This is a genomic window from Streptomyces sp. NPDC002499 (assembly GCF_053595415.1).
Genome location: NZ_JBSFXO010000006.1, coordinates 569,335 through 582,092 on the forward strand (window position 1 = coordinate 569,335; position 12,758 = coordinate 582,092).

Sequence of the window (12,758 nt, forward strand, 5' to 3'; positions counted from 1 at the left end):
TGCTGAATGACAATCGAGACCCCCACGAAGTCCCAGGAGGCGGCCGCCGTGCCGCCTCCTGGGCGCGCGTCCGAGAAGAAGCGGGTACCGCGGGGCCACAAGCGCCTGCTGACCCGCCGCGACCGGATCACGCTCGCCTTCATGGCCGGCGTGCCGACGATCCTGCACGTCCTCCTGGTCTGGGTGACCGCCCTGGCCTCTATCCTCCTCGCCTTCACCAGCTGGGACGGCATCGGCTTCGACTCGATCAAATGGGTCGGGCTGGACAACTTCCAGCAACTCTTCACCGACAACCCGCAGTTCTGGCCGGCCGTCGAGCACAACGTCATCTGGTTCGTCGTGCTGATCCTGATCCCGACGCCGTTCGGCCTGCTCCTGGCCGTGCAGTTGGACAAGAAGATCCGGTTCAGCCGGGTCTACCAGACGGCGTTCTTCCTGCCCGTCGTCATCTCGCTGGCGTGCATCGGCTTCGTCTGGCAGCTGATCTACAACCCGGACACGGGCCTGATCAACAGCCTCATCGGCGCCAACAAGCCGGGCCACTACATCGACTGGATCGGCGACCCGGACCTCAACCTGTGGGCCGTGCTGGTCGCCGCGTCCTGGCGGCACACCGGCTACATGATGATCCTGTACCTGGCCGGCCTCAAGAGCGTCGACCCGTCGCTGCGGGAGGCCTCGGCGATCGACGGCGCGAACGAGTGGCAGACGTTCAAGAGCGTCATCTTCCCGACCCTGCGCCCGACCAACACGGTCGTCCTTGTCGTCACCATCATCGAGGCGCTCCGCGCCTTCGACCTGGTCTTCGTCTTCAACAAGGGCGCGCAGGGAACCGAGTTGCTGTCGATCCTGGTGACCAACAACATCATCGGTGAGTCCAGCCGGATCGGTTACGGCTCGGCGATCGCGGTGGTGCTGCTGTTCATCTCCCTGATCGTGATCATTCCCTATCTGATCGCGACCTTCCGGAAGGAGCGGCGCGCATGAGCACCGTGAGCGCGGCGCCCAAGCAGCGCACCCCGATCCGTCCGGCCCGCGTCCTGCTGCACGTCTTCCTGGCCGGCACCGCTCTGGCGTGGGTCGCCCCCCTGCTGTGGGCGATCTTCTCGGCGCTGCGTCCCTACAGCGAGACCAGCGACCGCGGCTATGTGTCCTGGCCGCACACGCTGAACTTCGACAACTTCAAGAACGCGTTCGAACAGTCGGACATGACCCACTACTTCGTGAACACGTTGATCATCGCGGTCCCGGCCGTGCTGATCACGCTGCTCCTGTCGTCGATGGTCGCGTTCTACGTCAGCCGTTTCGACTTCCGGGTCAACCTGGCGCTGCTGCTGGTCTTCACGGCGGGCAACCTGCTGCCGCAGCAGGTCATCATCACCCCGCTGTACCGGATGTACCTGCTGACGAACCTCCCGGGCATCACCGAGAGCGGCAAGCTGTACGACTCGGCGCTCGGTCTGGTGCTCATCCATGTGGCGTTCCAGTCCGGGTTCTGCGCCTTCGTGCTGTCGAACTACATGCGCTCGCTGCCGCACGAGCTGACCGAGGCCGCGCTGGTGGACGGCGCCTCGGTGTGGCGGCTGTACTGGCAGATCACCCTGCCGCTGTGCAAGCCGGCCATGGCGGCCCTGGGCACCCTGCTGTCGATCTGGATCTACAACGACTTCTTCTGGGCGTTGGTCCTGATCTCGACCGGTGAGAACATGCCGATCACCTCGGCGCTGAACAACCTCTCCGGGCAGTTCTTCACCGACCCGAACCTGATCGCGGCCGGTTCGCTGCTCACCGCGATCCCGACGCTGGTCGTGTACTTCGTGCTCCAGAAGCAGTTCGTCAGCGGTCTGACCCTGGGCTCGGCCAAGGGCTGAGCCGGTTTCCTCCCTCGCCTCCCTCCTTCTGGACCGGTCAACACCCTGGTCCACGAGGAGGTTTGGCGATTCCGGAGCCCCGGCGGCGAACACCTAGAGCCGCAGCAGCCGTTGGATGAGCTCCCGGTACTGCCGCAGCGCGAGGTGGAGTTCGGCGGTCTGGGTCTCGGGGTCCTGCCCCTGCCAGCTCTCGCGCAGCGCCTGCCGCTGCCCGGAGAGGACGGCCATCACCTGGGCGGCGGCTTCGTCGAAGGCACCCTCGGCCTCCTCCAGCGACTCGTGCGGGGCATCGGGGAACGTGTTGAGGGCCCGGCCCAGCCGCGTCACGATCTTCTCCCGCTCGCCCGGCGGGAACAGCGGTTCGGGGCCGGAGGTACGGCGTCCCGATACACCGCGGGGCTGGTCGGAGGGCTGTTGGGCGCGTGTCTGGTCGTACATCGTCGAGTACCGCTTTCCTGTCGGTAGGGCCCGCGCCGACGCGAAGCCGCTGTCGGGCGGACGCGGTTCTTACACGGGCGGGAGTACGGTGGAGGGGATCAGGGTTTTTCGTATGCCGGAACTCGGACCGGTTCGGGACCGTCGTCCCGGAGCCCGAGCGAGTCCGCCGGAGCGTTTCCTCCGCACTACGCCACCCGTCCTCACAGGGGCTGCCCGTGACCCCGGCCGCGCCATACGCATCCAGGCCGAGGAGCCACGCATGCCGCTCAGTTCGCTCACCCCCACGACGGTCGCACCGGAGGATCCGGTCCCGTCGCCCCAGGTCTACGACGGAACGTCCCCGTTCCCGGCGGACGACCCGACGCCCCCGCGCGACGGCGCCGCGCGGATCTACGTGACGATCACCGCGGTGATCGTCGTGCTGCCGTTCGTGGCGATCGGCCTCGCCGGCTGGTTGCTGTGGGGCAGGCTCATCCACCCCGTCGACATCGTCCTCGCGGCGGTCCTCTACACGATCACGTGCCTCGGCGTCACGGTCGGCTTCCACCGCGGTCTGACCCACGGCGGCTACCGGGCCGTCCGTCCGCTGCGCATAGCCCTCGCGATCGCCGGTTCGATGAGCTTCCAGGGCGATGTCATCGGCTGGGTCGCCACCCACCGCCGCCATCACGCCTTCACGGACCGCCCCGGCGACCCGCACTCCCCGTACCGCTACGGCACCCATCTGACCGGCCAGTTGCGGGGCCTGCTGCACGCGCACGTGGGCTGGCTCTTCCGCAACGATCAGACACCGCCCGAGCGTTACGCCCCCGACCTGCTCGCCGACCGCGACATCCAGGCCGTCTCCCGCGCCTTCCCCCTCCTGTGCGTGGCCACGCTCGCGTTGCCGTTCGGGCTCGGCTGGGCGATCGGCGGCAGTTGGCTGTACGGCGTAACGGCCTTGCTGTGGGCGGGACTTGTCCGCATCGCGCTGCTCCACCACGTCACGTGGAGCGTCAACTCCCTCTGCCACATGATCGGCGAGCGCCCGTTCCGCACCAGGCGCCACGACCGCGCGACCAACCTCTGGCCGCTCGCCCTGCTCTCCTTCGGCGAGAGCTGGCACAACCTCCACCACGCCGACCCCACCAGCGCCCGGCACGGCGTCGACCGAGGCCAGATCGACCTCTCGGCCGAGGTCATCCGCCTCTTCGAGCGTCTCGGCTGGGTGCACGACGTACGCTGGCCGGCCCCGGACCGAGTGGAAGCCCGCCGCACCTGAGGCCGACCACCCTTCTCCGTACGGTAGTTGACATCCGCACGGCCGTTGACATCCGCATGGCAGCTGACAGGAGCCTTCATGACCACCGCACTGCAGCCCCCGCTTCCCTCCCATCCTGTCCTGCGCCTGCGACTGGCCGCCCCCAGCGGCAATCCCCGCCCCATCGACGGAGCCTGGTGGCCCCGCTCCTACGACCTGCTCACCGAACTCCCCAAGCTGCTCGCCGGGTTGCCGCGCAAATGGGGCCACATCACCAGCGTCACCGTCAACGGCTCGACCTGGGCCGAGGTCCCCGACCAGATGCTCGTCGCCGGCCGCTCCGTACAACTCCATCGAAGCCTCGCCACGTCCGCCGCCCACACCATCGTCCTGCTCACCCCCGGCCGAGGCCGCTGGGACCTGCTGGTGGTACCTCCCGGGGCGACGGCGGAGGAGGCGGAGCCGCTGATGGAGGCCGCGGCGGCCGATCCCGTGTGAGCGGGTCGGGTAGTGGGGCGGTGCGCGGTGGTGTGACGGTGCGCGGTGGTGTGCCGGTGCTCGGTGGTCTGTCGATGCTCGGTGGTGTGGCGGGCTCATGGGTGGCCGGACCCGCCCCGCACGGCTGCCGCCGCCGCCCGGCCACGGCGGGCGACGCGTCCGCCGTGACGCGCGTCGAACCGGCAGTACAGACGCGTCCCGGCAACGACCATGATCAGCAGGGCACTTACGGCCAGGGCGGTGATCACGGCGGTCACATCCCCAGGGCGGGGTGCTGAATCCCGTATGGGGAGTCGGATACGCGGCCGGGGACGGGAAGAGCGACGGCGACGGCGACGGCGGTTTGGCTCGCGGGATTCCAGTCGTCCGACCCTGCCTCCGGGGCGTCGACCTCCGGCCCTTCGCTGCCGCAGACCCCTTCCGCCGCCAAGAGCGCGCTCGCGGACAGTGCCGGACCACTACTAGGACCAGGACCGGTGTCCGGACCGGTGTCCGTACTCGCGGCGGCCATCAGACGGGCGGCCACGGACGCGTCGGTCTCCGGCGGAACCACCAGCAGATCCCGGCGCCCGGCGGTGCCGGACAACAGCAGGATCTGGTTCGGGTCCAGCCGCTCCGAGGCGAACCAACCCACCTTCACCACACGGCCGTTGACGAAGATCCGCGGCGGCAGGATCTGCCAGTTGCGGCGATTGACCGCGATCCGGGTGACCCGCCCCCACAGCGGATCCAACACATCGGCCAGCGTGGAGAGTTCACCCGCGAGGTCACGGGTACGGGGCCACCACGCACCGTCCAACCCGGTCGGTCCGTCGGTACGGTTCTGGGACTTCAGCGCGAGGCGGGCGATCGGGGCCCTGAACGGGACGGCCCGCAGCGGGGAACGAGGGCTGGACGCGGACATCGCGCAAACCTGTCTCCGGACCCCTGCGGAGGCGCAGTCGCCCGGTGTCGTGGCTCACCGGGAACGACACCGGCATCGGGGCCGGTGCGCGAAGTACTCCCGATGACCTCACGCTACTCCCCGAAGCGCCGAGACGGACCGTTCTCGCAGGCGGTCTCACCTTGGCGGGGGTGGGGGACGGGGTGGGGGAACGGGTGCGGGTGTGGTCTTCCGTGCGTGCATGCGGGGCGGGGGTCTGCCTGTGTGCGGGCTCCGGCTGCTGTCGGGGCCGAGACCTGGGCAGTCATCCCTGACCACGCCGATACGGCGGTCCGGCCCCGGAAACGGAAACCTTGCTCCACGTCGGTGCTCACGACTCGGGCTCTCGGCCGCGGATGCCTTCCCGCTTCGGGGTGGGTGTTCAGAGACCAGCCCATGAGGTCAGGGCCGTCTCTTCGTCTCTTCGGCTCTCCGGAGGCTTCGACCGCCCATTCCGCCGCCCATGGCCCTAGATCTGGCCTCGCCACCACGGCACGTCCAGGCTGTCAGCAGGAATGACCTTGGCCCTTGCCAGGATCCTTCGATCGAGGGCCCGTACGAGGGCGCGCAACTTCTCCATCTCGACACAGCGAGGATCGACGATCTCGTCGAATTCGACGCGCCACGTCAGGTCCAGGCCGAAGCTGCCGAGGCGAACCAGCAGTTCGGCCAGGGTCACGTAGTGCTTTCCGTGCCAGGCAGGAAACGTGATCCCCTTCATCCCCGCCTCTGCTTCGGCTGTATCGCGCGACATGCGACCCCCCTAGCGCTCAACGCCGACGTGGGCGAAGAGGAGTTCGGCTGACTCGTTGCTATGGCCGAGGATCCGTCGAACGCGGTGGCCGCTGCCGAGGAGGCCACGGGCGCGGTGCGGGAGCGGTGGGTCTGGGAACTCGCTCAGGTCGAGGAACCCTTCATGCCCAACGCCTTCAACGGTATGGACGTAGACCTCGTATGACGCCTTCGCCGGGTGGACCTAGACGTAACTGACGGAGCACCGACCGGACCTAGGAACTGCTCCACAGGCCAACCTGCCAAGGCCCGATATGTCCGCCCGGAGCGACGGACTACTCGTAGGTGGTCGCAGCTCGTAGAGCTCGTGCGAAGAAGCTCCAGTCACCGCTGGCGGGCAGATCGAGGGAGGCGTTGTTGTACCAGCCGTCCGCGTCGTCGATCCATGCTGCCAGCGCCTCCAAGAAACTCGCGAGGTCCGCGTTCTCCCATGAGTGGCCCTCCTCGGTCTGGCTCCGATGGAGCGCACGGACGAAGGCAGCCAGGTCTTCTCTGCTGTCGACGTGATCAGGAGAAGTGGTCATGAGCGGCACCCTACTTGGCACGTCTGCGGTGGGTCTGAGCCCGGTGAGTACCACTTAGGAGTTCGGTCTGCACCCGCCCCCAGCGACCGTCGACGACTGGTCCGACGGTCACCCGGGGACGCTGCCGTATTCCGCCGTCCGGCCCCGTTGACGTCAGCCGTGGATGTCAGAGGGCTCTGGCATCCTGCGCCAGTGAGAATGACATGGGCCGCCTTCTGGTCGCAGATAGCCACCCTGAACGGCGAAGCCACGCAGGCGAGTTGCCAGCGCCTGGCCGAGGATCTGAGCCGCCTTTCCGTACCCGACATCGTCGGCTTCGCGGAACGACATGCCGAGGCTCTGTACCGCCTGGACCAGGAGAAGTTCGGAATGCTTCCCGTCGTCGACATGACGGCCCGGAACGGCGAGCCCTTCCCGCAGTCCAGCGACGTGTTCCTGTATGCCCGTTGCGCTGTCGTCGCCGCAGGACGATCCGTATGGGAAAGCGTCTTCTTCGACGTCGACAAGTTCGCCCCGTACACCTCCACCGAGTACAACGGGGAATGGCTGCTGTATGTGCCGGACCAGGCATACGAACTCGCCACCGGGAAGGAATGGGACCGCTCAACCCGGTACTGCTTCGAGAGCTACTCCAACAGAGTTGGATGGCCGAACCTGGGGAGGTAAGGCGGACCACCGCTTGACGGAGATCCCGTAGGTCGGTCCTCCTGACGCCGGGGCCTTCGGGGGCATCTGCCGTGTCGAGGAGGAGCCATGGCACTGAGCCGCAAGGGATCTCGGCACATCGTCGTCGGAGGTACGGCCTACCGCTTTTCGCCAGCTTCACGCCCTCGCCCTGAGCACGACTTCGAGACCTGAGTTTGGGTGCTCTGGCTCGGCAATGGTCTCGAAATCGTCGCTCGGAGGTTTCGCTGGGAGGCACCGGCGAGGATCATTCACGCTGTGGACGATGTGCGAGACGGCATCATCGGCGTGTGGCGGGTCGCCTGGTCTGGCCGGCTATTGGGCTACGTGCTGGCTGCCGGCCCAGCGGGCGGGGCGCTGTTCGCCTGGCTGGGAGTTCTTTCGCACCCGGACGTGCACTCCGCGGGCTCCGCTGGGATCGCTACTGCCATCGCGCTGGGCTTCGGCCTCTTTGCCTGGTGGGGGCTCCTTCGCGTACGCCTGGAACTCACGACGGACACCATCATCATGGTGAATCCCTGGGGCACCCAACGTGTGGCATGGTCGCGCGTCACCGCGGTAAGCCTCGGCAACTGGGGCGCCCAGTTCCACACCACGGACACCTTCACGTACACGGCGTACGCCCTGAGCGATCTGGCCGGTGGGACTCGGCAGGACGACCGGTTCGCCGAACTGCGGCGGATCGTTGATGCCCAACTCCACGGCCGGCAATCACTTTAGGAGTTCACTGATCTCGGCCTCGTCGAGATCCGGCTCATGCACCGGTCCCACGACTGGCTGCTGTGTGTTTCCGCCGTCCGGGGTCGTTGATTTCAGCGTTGGATGTCAGCGGAACAGCTCCGGCACTGGGCAGGCCTCCAAAGGCTCGTCCGGTCGGTCGGCCCAGCGCCACCAGACATGCCGACCAGTGCACCGCCACAGCGTCCGGCAGGTCCGCCGGCCATCGTCCTCCCGCCGAGAGAGGAGGAAGCCGCCGGACTTCATGGGCTGGCTGCACTCAGGACAGGCCGATGCGTCATCGGTCACGCCGCGCACCTTAACGAACCGACCTCTTCGCCCCGAAACAACTTGGATGGGGGGCGACTTGGGCTGGTGCGGCTCGCAGTAGCGCTGACGGTTCGCAGACGTCCGCGCTTGTCCGCCGCTGTTCGTCGGCGTTGTCACGCAATCAGACACTTTCGAGGCCGCTCTTGGGTGCCCTGGAAGCGGTGGCTGTTCCGACCTGCGGTGGACCGGAAACAGAGCAAGGGCGATCGCTGTCCTGGCCCCCGCGGTTCCGTATGGCTCTCCGTGAGATCTGGCACGCGTCCGGCTCCCTACGATGCGGGCCATGGGGATATCCGATTCCGCACCACGCATACGCGCCTGTTGGCTCTCGTGGCTTGCGATTGAGACCGTCGAACAGGCCGAAGTTGTCAAAGCTCTCGGTTTGACGGATGTGAAGGAGATCCCCTGGGCCGACGGCGCAGTGCTCATCGACGAGGTGGCGCATGACGAAGAGGAGCCGTTCTCAACAGTCGTTGTCACTCCGCCCATACGAGGATGGACCCTGGCCATCGGCCCCTACTTCGGTCTGCCCTATCCGCAGCAGACAGAGCACATCACCGACCTGTGCCGAGAGCTGAGCGTCCGCTTCGGCAAAGCCCAACTCTTTTTCCACAGCGAGCAGAACGACGGAGAAGCATGGCTGATCGCCGAAGGGGGACGGATCCTCCGGCGTTGGATCAGTGAGTACCCGTCCCTCGCCCTGGGCGATCCGCTCGGTATCGAACGGCGACTCCTCGACGCCTACGGCATCACAGGCAAGCCCGAGGATCTCGACCCCGGCAGCGACTTGGCCGGCGACTGGGCGGCGACCTGGGGGGACTGCTGGGCTACGACAGTGGCGGAGGAATCCAGCGTCGACCCCACCACGGTCGCCAATCCGGGCTCAACCCACGTCATGCTGGCAGCAGTTGCTCCGCGCATCGGGTAGACACACCGCCATCCACCCACCACACCACCTTCAAGCACACGGCTCCGGAAGCCCCTTGGCACCTCTGACCTGCTGCGGGATGCTGACCTCGACGTCTGCTGGGTGTGGCCTCCCGGCAACCGCAGTTCCCCGTGGGTCCCCGCCCGATCCCGATCGGGCGCGGTCGTGGCACAAGCCGTTCCTCCTCGATTTCGATGCGAGATGAGCGAGACCGTGCCCCGGCCTACGCGATGAGGTCGAGCCAGTAGCGGTACACCGAGGCGAAGGGTTCGATGCCATCACCATCGCGACGGCCTGCCTCCATCAACCACAAACAAGTCTGCCGGGCCTTGCCGATCACGCTGTCGGGATAGCCGTAGCGCATTTGGTGTTCGGCGAACTCGTCCTCGTCCTCGATACGGGCTTCGCCGCCATGAGGCCGCACGACATCGAGATCAAGGTCCACTGTGCGCAGGACGGTCCCGTCCGCGTTCCACTCAGGCACCGTGCACACGTCGCAGTACATCTCGGGGCCCGGCTCCACACAGAACGTAGCGGTCCACCACTCACCGCGAGGGACCACCATCACGTACGCGAACCGGCTGGTCCAGCCGCCCGTGGCCGAGCGGACGGGGACGCCCCGCGCCGTGCCCAACCACACGCCGTGCTCGTCCTCACCCAGCCGGGCAGCAGTCCACAGCGCGCTCAGACTTCCGTCGTACTTCCGGATATCGACCAGCACGGAAGCGCTGTCTGTGATCACATCAAGCACCCTACCCAGCGTGCGGCGGAGCAACTCTGGTCCTCTGAGACGGACAACGACGAAGGGCCCCACCGCGAACGGTGGGGCCCTTCGACATCGTGCCCGGTGAGGCACTGGCGGAGGATACGAGATTCGAACTCGTGAGGGGTTGCCCCCAACACGCTTTCCAAGCGTGCGCCCTAGGCCTCTAGGCGAATCCTCCGCCGGGAACATTACATGACCGAGAGGAGTGCTCGCGAACTCGTTCCCGGCCCCTGACGTCGGGTACTGTGTGCGGAGCCCCTCACGCGGCGCTATCTGACTGAACTCCCCCAGGGCCGGAAGGCAGCAAGGGTAGGTTGGCTCTGGCGGGTGCGTGGGGGGCGCTTGCGTTCCCGGGGCCCGACTACGGCTCTCGGCTCGCGTCTCGGTTGTGGCTTGCCGCTCGCGTCCCGGTTGTGGCTCGCGGCTCGGGTGGTGCTCGGGCCGGGCGGGGCTGGTTGTCAGTGGGCGCCTATAACCTCGTACGCGTGTCGTCTCTCGCGCTGTACCGCCGTTATCGCCCGGAGTCGTTCGCCGAGGTCATCGGGCAGGAGCATGTAACCGACCCGCTGCAGCAGGCGCTGCGGAACAACCGGGTCAATCACGCGTACCTGTTCAGCGGGCCGCGCGGCTGCGGCAAGACGACCAGCGCGCGCATCCTCGCGCGGTGTCTGAACTGCGAGCAGGGGCCCACGCCGACGCCCTGTGGCGAGTGCCAGTCGTGCCAGGACCTCGCGCGCAACGGGCCCGGTTCCATCGACGTCATCGAGATCGACGCCGCCTCCCACGGTGGTGTGGACGACGCCCGTGAGCTGCGCGAGAAGGCCTTCTTCGGCCCCGCCGGCAGCCGGTACAAGATCTACATCATCGACGAGGCCCACATGGTCACGTCGGCCGGTTTCAACGCGCTGCTGAAGGTCGTCGAGGAGCCGCCTGAGCACCTCAAGTTCATCTTCGCCACCACCGAGCCCGAGAAGGTCATCGGGACCATCCGGTCACGTACCCATCACTACCCCTTCCGGCTCGTCCCGCCGGGCACCCTGCGCGACTACCTCGGCGAGGTGTGCGGCAAGGAGGACATTCCCGTCGAGGACGGCGTTCTGCCGCTCGTCGTGCGGGCCGGGCAGGGCTCCGTGCGTGACTCCATGTCCGTCATGGACCAGCTGCTCGCCGGGGCGAAGGAGGAGGGCGTGACGTATGCCATGGCCACCTCCCTCCTCGGGTACACCGACGGCTCGCTGCTCGACTCCGTCGTCGAGTCCTTCGCGACCGGCGACGGCGCCGCCGCCTTCGAGGTCGTCGACCACGTCATCGAAGGCGGCAACGACCCGCGCCGTTTCGTCGCCGATCTGCTGGAGCGCCTGCGCGACCTGGTGATCCTCGCCGCCGTGCCCGACGCCGCCGAGAAGGGGCTCATCGACGCCCCGGCCGACGTCATCGAGCGCATGCAGGCCCAGGCCGGCACCTTCGGCGCCGCCGAACTCAGCCGCGCCGCCGACCTCGTCAACGCGGGACTGACCGAGATGCGCGGCGCCAACTCGCCCCGCCTCCAACTGGAACTGATCTGCGCGCGCGTGATGCTCCCCGCCGCATACGGCGACGAGAGTTCCGTCATGGCCCGACTGGACCGACTGGAGCGGGGCGTCAACTTCTCCGCAGGTGGTGGCGCCAGTGCCATGCCTGCGATGGGGTACGTGCCTGGTCCTGACGCGCACGCCGGCGCGCACATGCCCGGTGCCGGGGGAGCACCCATGCCCGGGGGCGCGCCCATTCCGCCGGGTGGCGGCGCCGCGGCTGCCCGTGCGGCGGTACGAGGACCTGGTGCGCAGGGCGGGCAAGGGGCGCAAGGGGCGCAAGGGGTACCGGGCGGAGGCGGCCCGATGGCCTCCGGCACGGTACCTGCCACGCCCGCGCCGGCCCCCGCACAGACTCCCGCGCCCGTACCGACCTCCGCTCCCGCGCCTACGCCCACCCCCGAGCCCAGTGCCCCGGCAGCCCCGTTCGCGGACCAGCAGCCCCAGTCGCACCCCCAGCAACACCCTCAGCCTCAGTCGTCGCCTCCCCCGCCGTCCCCGTCTCCCGCCCCCGGCGCCTGGCCCACCGCCGCCACCGCCGGTGGAGGCCGACGCCCCGGCGGCTGGCCCACGCCGACCCAGGCGGGCGCCGGACAGCCCCCGACCGCGCCGAGCGCACCGGCACAGGCGCAGCCGCCGGCAGCGACCTCCGCCCCCGCCCCGCACCACCAGCCCGCAGCCCCAGCCGCCGGCTCCTACGCTCCCCCGACCGGCGGCCTCGACCCCCGCATGCTCTGGCCGAACATCCTGGAAGCGGTCAAGAACCGGCGCCGTTTCACCTGGATCCTGCTCAGCCAGAACGCCCAGGTGGCCGGCTTCGACGGCACGACCCTCCAGCTGGGCTTCGTCAACGCGGGTGCGCGGGACAACTTCGTCAGCAGCGGCAGCGAGGACGTGCTGAAGCAGGCGCTGGCGGAGCAGTTCAGCGTGCAGTGGAAGGTCGAGGCGATCGTCGACCCGTCCGGCGGCTCGGCCCCCTTGCCGCCCACCGCTCCTCCCGGCCCCTCCGGTTACAACGGCGCCGGCGGTACGGGTGGCACAGGCGGCGGAGGATACGGCGCCGGTACGTCCCCCACCGCACAGCGCCCCGCATCCCCGGCGCCCTCGTCCACCTCGACGTCCCCCGCGCCCTCCTCGTCGACAAGCCAGTCCACTCAGGCCTCACCCCCGCGGCAGCCCGCCCCGGAACCACCCCCGCCCCCCGTCTCCCCGGAGGACGACACCCCGGAGGACGACGACCCCGACCTCGTCGACTCGGCCCTCTCCGGTCACGAACTGATCGTGCGGGAGCTGGGCGCGACGGTGATGGAGGAGTTCACGAACGAGTAGCGGCCCCCCTCCCTCACTGCGGCCCCCTTCACAGTGGCTCCCCTACGTATAGGTGCCTCCTCGATGCCGGTCCGCATCTGTGTTTTCAGCCCGTCCGGCGTTTGAGGACGAGGCCGTCCAGGCCGAAGCGGGGGCGTGGGGGCGGCAG

At 68.3% G+C, this 12,758-nt stretch carries 14 protein-coding genes, 1 tRNA gene and 1 other RNA gene; 10 read left to right on the forward strand and 6 right to left on the reverse strand.

Translation table 11 applies throughout. The annotated features are described in order from the left end of the window. Window positions 1-6 precede the first annotated feature (6 nt). Together ACWD5F_RS19780 and ACWD5F_RS19785 are read left to right on the forward strand one after the other, a co-directional pair. On the forward strand, window positions 7-987 hold the full coding sequence (locus ACWD5F_RS19780) for a carbohydrate ABC transporter permease (protein WP_401719780.1): 981 nt from the start codon (window positions 7-9) through the stop codon (window positions 985-987). Further along, the gene (locus tag ACWD5F_RS19785) at window positions 984-1,871 is read left to right on the forward strand and encodes a carbohydrate ABC transporter permease (RefSeq protein WP_401719778.1); all 888 of its coding nucleotides are present in this window, start codon (window positions 984-986) and stop codon (window positions 1,869-1,871) included. The genes ACWD5F_RS19780 and ACWD5F_RS19785 overlap by 4 nt, the downstream gene beginning before the upstream one ends. Before the next feature lie 93 nt (window positions 1,872-1,964). Here the strand turns inward: ACWD5F_RS19785 and ACWD5F_RS19790 are convergent, their stop codons facing one another. Next, a complete protein-coding gene (locus ACWD5F_RS19790; protein WP_401719775.1) occupies window positions 1,965-2,309 on the reverse strand; it encodes a hypothetical protein in 345 nt (114 codons plus the stop codon). Between the two features lie 259 nt (window positions 2,310-2,568). Here ACWD5F_RS19790 and ACWD5F_RS19795 point away from each other — a divergent pair, with 259 nt between their 5' ends. Then, on the forward strand, window positions 2,569-3,570 hold the full coding sequence (locus ACWD5F_RS19795) for an acyl-CoA desaturase (RefSeq protein ID WP_451255880.1): 1,002 nt from the start codon (window positions 2,569-2,571) through the stop codon (window positions 3,568-3,570). A gap of 78 nt (window positions 3,571-3,648) precedes the next feature. After that, window positions 3,649-4,047, forward strand: coding sequence for a DUF5994 family protein (locus tag ACWD5F_RS19800; protein WP_451255882.1), 399 nt, complete (start codon window positions 3,649-3,651; stop codon window positions 4,045-4,047). A 253-nt stretch (window positions 4,048-4,300) separates the two neighbouring features. On the opposite strand, the gene ACWD5F_RS19805 is transcribed toward ACWD5F_RS19800, so the two are convergent. Both ACWD5F_RS19805 and ACWD5F_RS19810 read right to left on the reverse strand, forming a co-directional pair. Beyond that, window positions 4,301-4,951, reverse strand: a complete 651-nt coding sequence (locus ACWD5F_RS19805) for a DUF5994 family protein (protein WP_451255884.1) — start codon at window positions 4,949-4,951, stop codon at window positions 4,301-4,303. A 487-nt stretch (window positions 4,952-5,438) separates the two neighbouring features. Beyond that, window positions 5,439-5,723, reverse strand: a complete 285-nt coding sequence (locus ACWD5F_RS19810; RefSeq protein WP_451255886.1) for a hypothetical protein — start codon at window positions 5,721-5,723, stop codon at window positions 5,439-5,441. 60 nt (window positions 5,724-5,783) lie between these two features. On the opposite strand from ACWD5F_RS19810, the gene ACWD5F_RS19815 reads away from it, so the two are divergent. Beyond that, entirely contained in the window at window positions 5,784-5,927 is a 144-nt protein-coding gene (locus ACWD5F_RS19815) for a hypothetical protein (protein ID WP_451255887.1), read from the forward strand. 109 nt (window positions 5,928-6,036) lie between these two features. Here the strand turns inward: ACWD5F_RS19815 and ACWD5F_RS19820 are convergent, their stop codons facing one another. After that, window positions 6,037-6,285, reverse strand: a complete 249-nt coding sequence (locus ACWD5F_RS19820; RefSeq protein ID WP_451255889.1) for a DUF7660 family protein — start codon at window positions 6,283-6,285, stop codon at window positions 6,037-6,039. A 198-nt stretch (window positions 6,286-6,483) separates the two neighbouring features. On the opposite strand from ACWD5F_RS19820, the gene ACWD5F_RS19825 reads away from it, so the two are divergent. From ACWD5F_RS19825 to ACWD5F_RS19835, 3 genes are all read left to right on the forward strand, one after another. Further along, window positions 6,484-6,951 (forward strand): DUF4240 domain-containing protein, encoded by a 468-nt coding sequence (locus ACWD5F_RS19825; RefSeq protein ID WP_451255993.1) that lies wholly within the window; start codon window positions 6,484-6,486, stop codon window positions 6,949-6,951. Between the two features lie 276 nt (window positions 6,952-7,227). Next, the gene (locus tag ACWD5F_RS19830) at window positions 7,228-7,689 is read left to right on the forward strand and encodes a PH domain-containing protein (protein ID WP_451255891.1); all 462 of its coding nucleotides are present in this window, start codon (window positions 7,228-7,230) and stop codon (window positions 7,687-7,689) included. Window positions 7,690-8,299: 610 nt separating this feature from the next. Continuing rightward, window positions 8,300-8,944: a hypothetical protein gene (locus ACWD5F_RS19835; protein WP_451255893.1), complete on the forward strand. Its 645-nt coding sequence runs from the start codon at window positions 8,300-8,302 to the stop codon at window positions 8,942-8,944. A gap of 223 nt (window positions 8,945-9,167) precedes the next feature. Here ACWD5F_RS19835 and ACWD5F_RS19840 read toward each other — a convergent pair whose 3' ends face one another. Together ACWD5F_RS19840 and ACWD5F_RS19845 are read right to left on the reverse strand one after the other, a co-directional pair. Then, a complete protein-coding gene (locus tag ACWD5F_RS19840; RefSeq protein ID WP_451255895.1) occupies window positions 9,168-9,695 on the reverse strand; it encodes a DUF402 domain-containing protein in 528 nt (175 codons plus the stop codon). 105 nt (window positions 9,696-9,800) lie between these two features. Beyond that, window positions 9,801-9,888: transfer RNA gene (locus tag ACWD5F_RS19845), tRNA-Ser, on the reverse strand. 72 nt (window positions 9,889-9,960) lie between these two features. Here ACWD5F_RS19845 and ffs point away from each other — a divergent pair. Together ffs and ACWD5F_RS19855 are read left to right on the forward strand one after the other, a co-directional pair. Further along, window positions 9,961-10,059: signal recognition particle sRNA small type (ffs, locus tag ACWD5F_RS19850), an RNA gene on the forward strand. Window positions 10,060-10,195: 136 nt separating this feature from the next. Further along, window positions 10,196-12,610, forward strand: a complete 2,415-nt coding sequence (locus ACWD5F_RS19855; RefSeq protein WP_451255897.1) for a DNA polymerase III subunit gamma and tau — start codon at window positions 10,196-10,198, stop codon at window positions 12,608-12,610. Window positions 12,611-12,758 lie beyond the last annotated feature (148 nt).

Excerpts from the sequence above, each read along its gene's own strand:
- ACWD5F_RS19800 (WP_451255882.1), top strand. The coding sequence starts at position 3,649 with ATGACCACCGCACTGCAGCCCCCGCTTCCCTCCCATCCTGTCCTGCGC.
- ACWD5F_RS19790 (WP_401719775.1), bottom strand. The coding sequence starts at position 2,309 with ATGTACGACCAGACACGCGCCCAACAGCCCTCCGACCAGCCCCGCGGT.
- ACWD5F_RS19820 (WP_451255889.1), bottom strand. The coding sequence starts at position 6,285 with ATGACCACTTCTCCTGATCACGTCGACAGCAGAGAAGACCTGGCTGCC.
- ACWD5F_RS19780 (WP_401719780.1), top strand. The coding sequence starts at position 7 with ATGACAATCGAGACCCCCACGAAGTCCCAGGAGGCGGCCGCCGTGCCG.
- ACWD5F_RS19835 (WP_451255893.1), top strand. The coding sequence starts at position 8,300 with ATGGGGATATCCGATTCCGCACCACGCATACGCGCCTGTTGGCTCTCG.
- ACWD5F_RS19810 (WP_451255886.1), bottom strand. The coding sequence starts at position 5,723 with ATGTCGCGCGATACAGCCGAAGCAGAGGCGGGGATGAAGGGGATCACG.
- ACWD5F_RS19795 (WP_451255880.1), top strand. The coding sequence starts at position 2,569 with ATGCCGCTCAGTTCGCTCACCCCCACGACGGTCGCACCGGAGGATCCG.
- ACWD5F_RS19815 (WP_451255887.1), top strand. The coding sequence starts at position 5,784 with ATGGCCGAGGATCCGTCGAACGCGGTGGCCGCTGCCGAGGAGGCCACG.
- ACWD5F_RS19785 (WP_401719778.1), top strand. The coding sequence starts at position 984 with ATGAGCACCGTGAGCGCGGCGCCCAAGCAGCGCACCCCGATCCGTCCG.
- ACWD5F_RS19825 (WP_451255993.1), top strand. The coding sequence starts at position 6,484 with ATGACATGGGCCGCCTTCTGGTCGCAGATAGCCACCCTGAACGGCGAA.
- ACWD5F_RS19805 (WP_451255884.1), bottom strand. The coding sequence starts at position 4,951 with ATGTCCGCGTCCAGCCCTCGTTCCCCGCTGCGGGCCGTCCCGTTCAGG.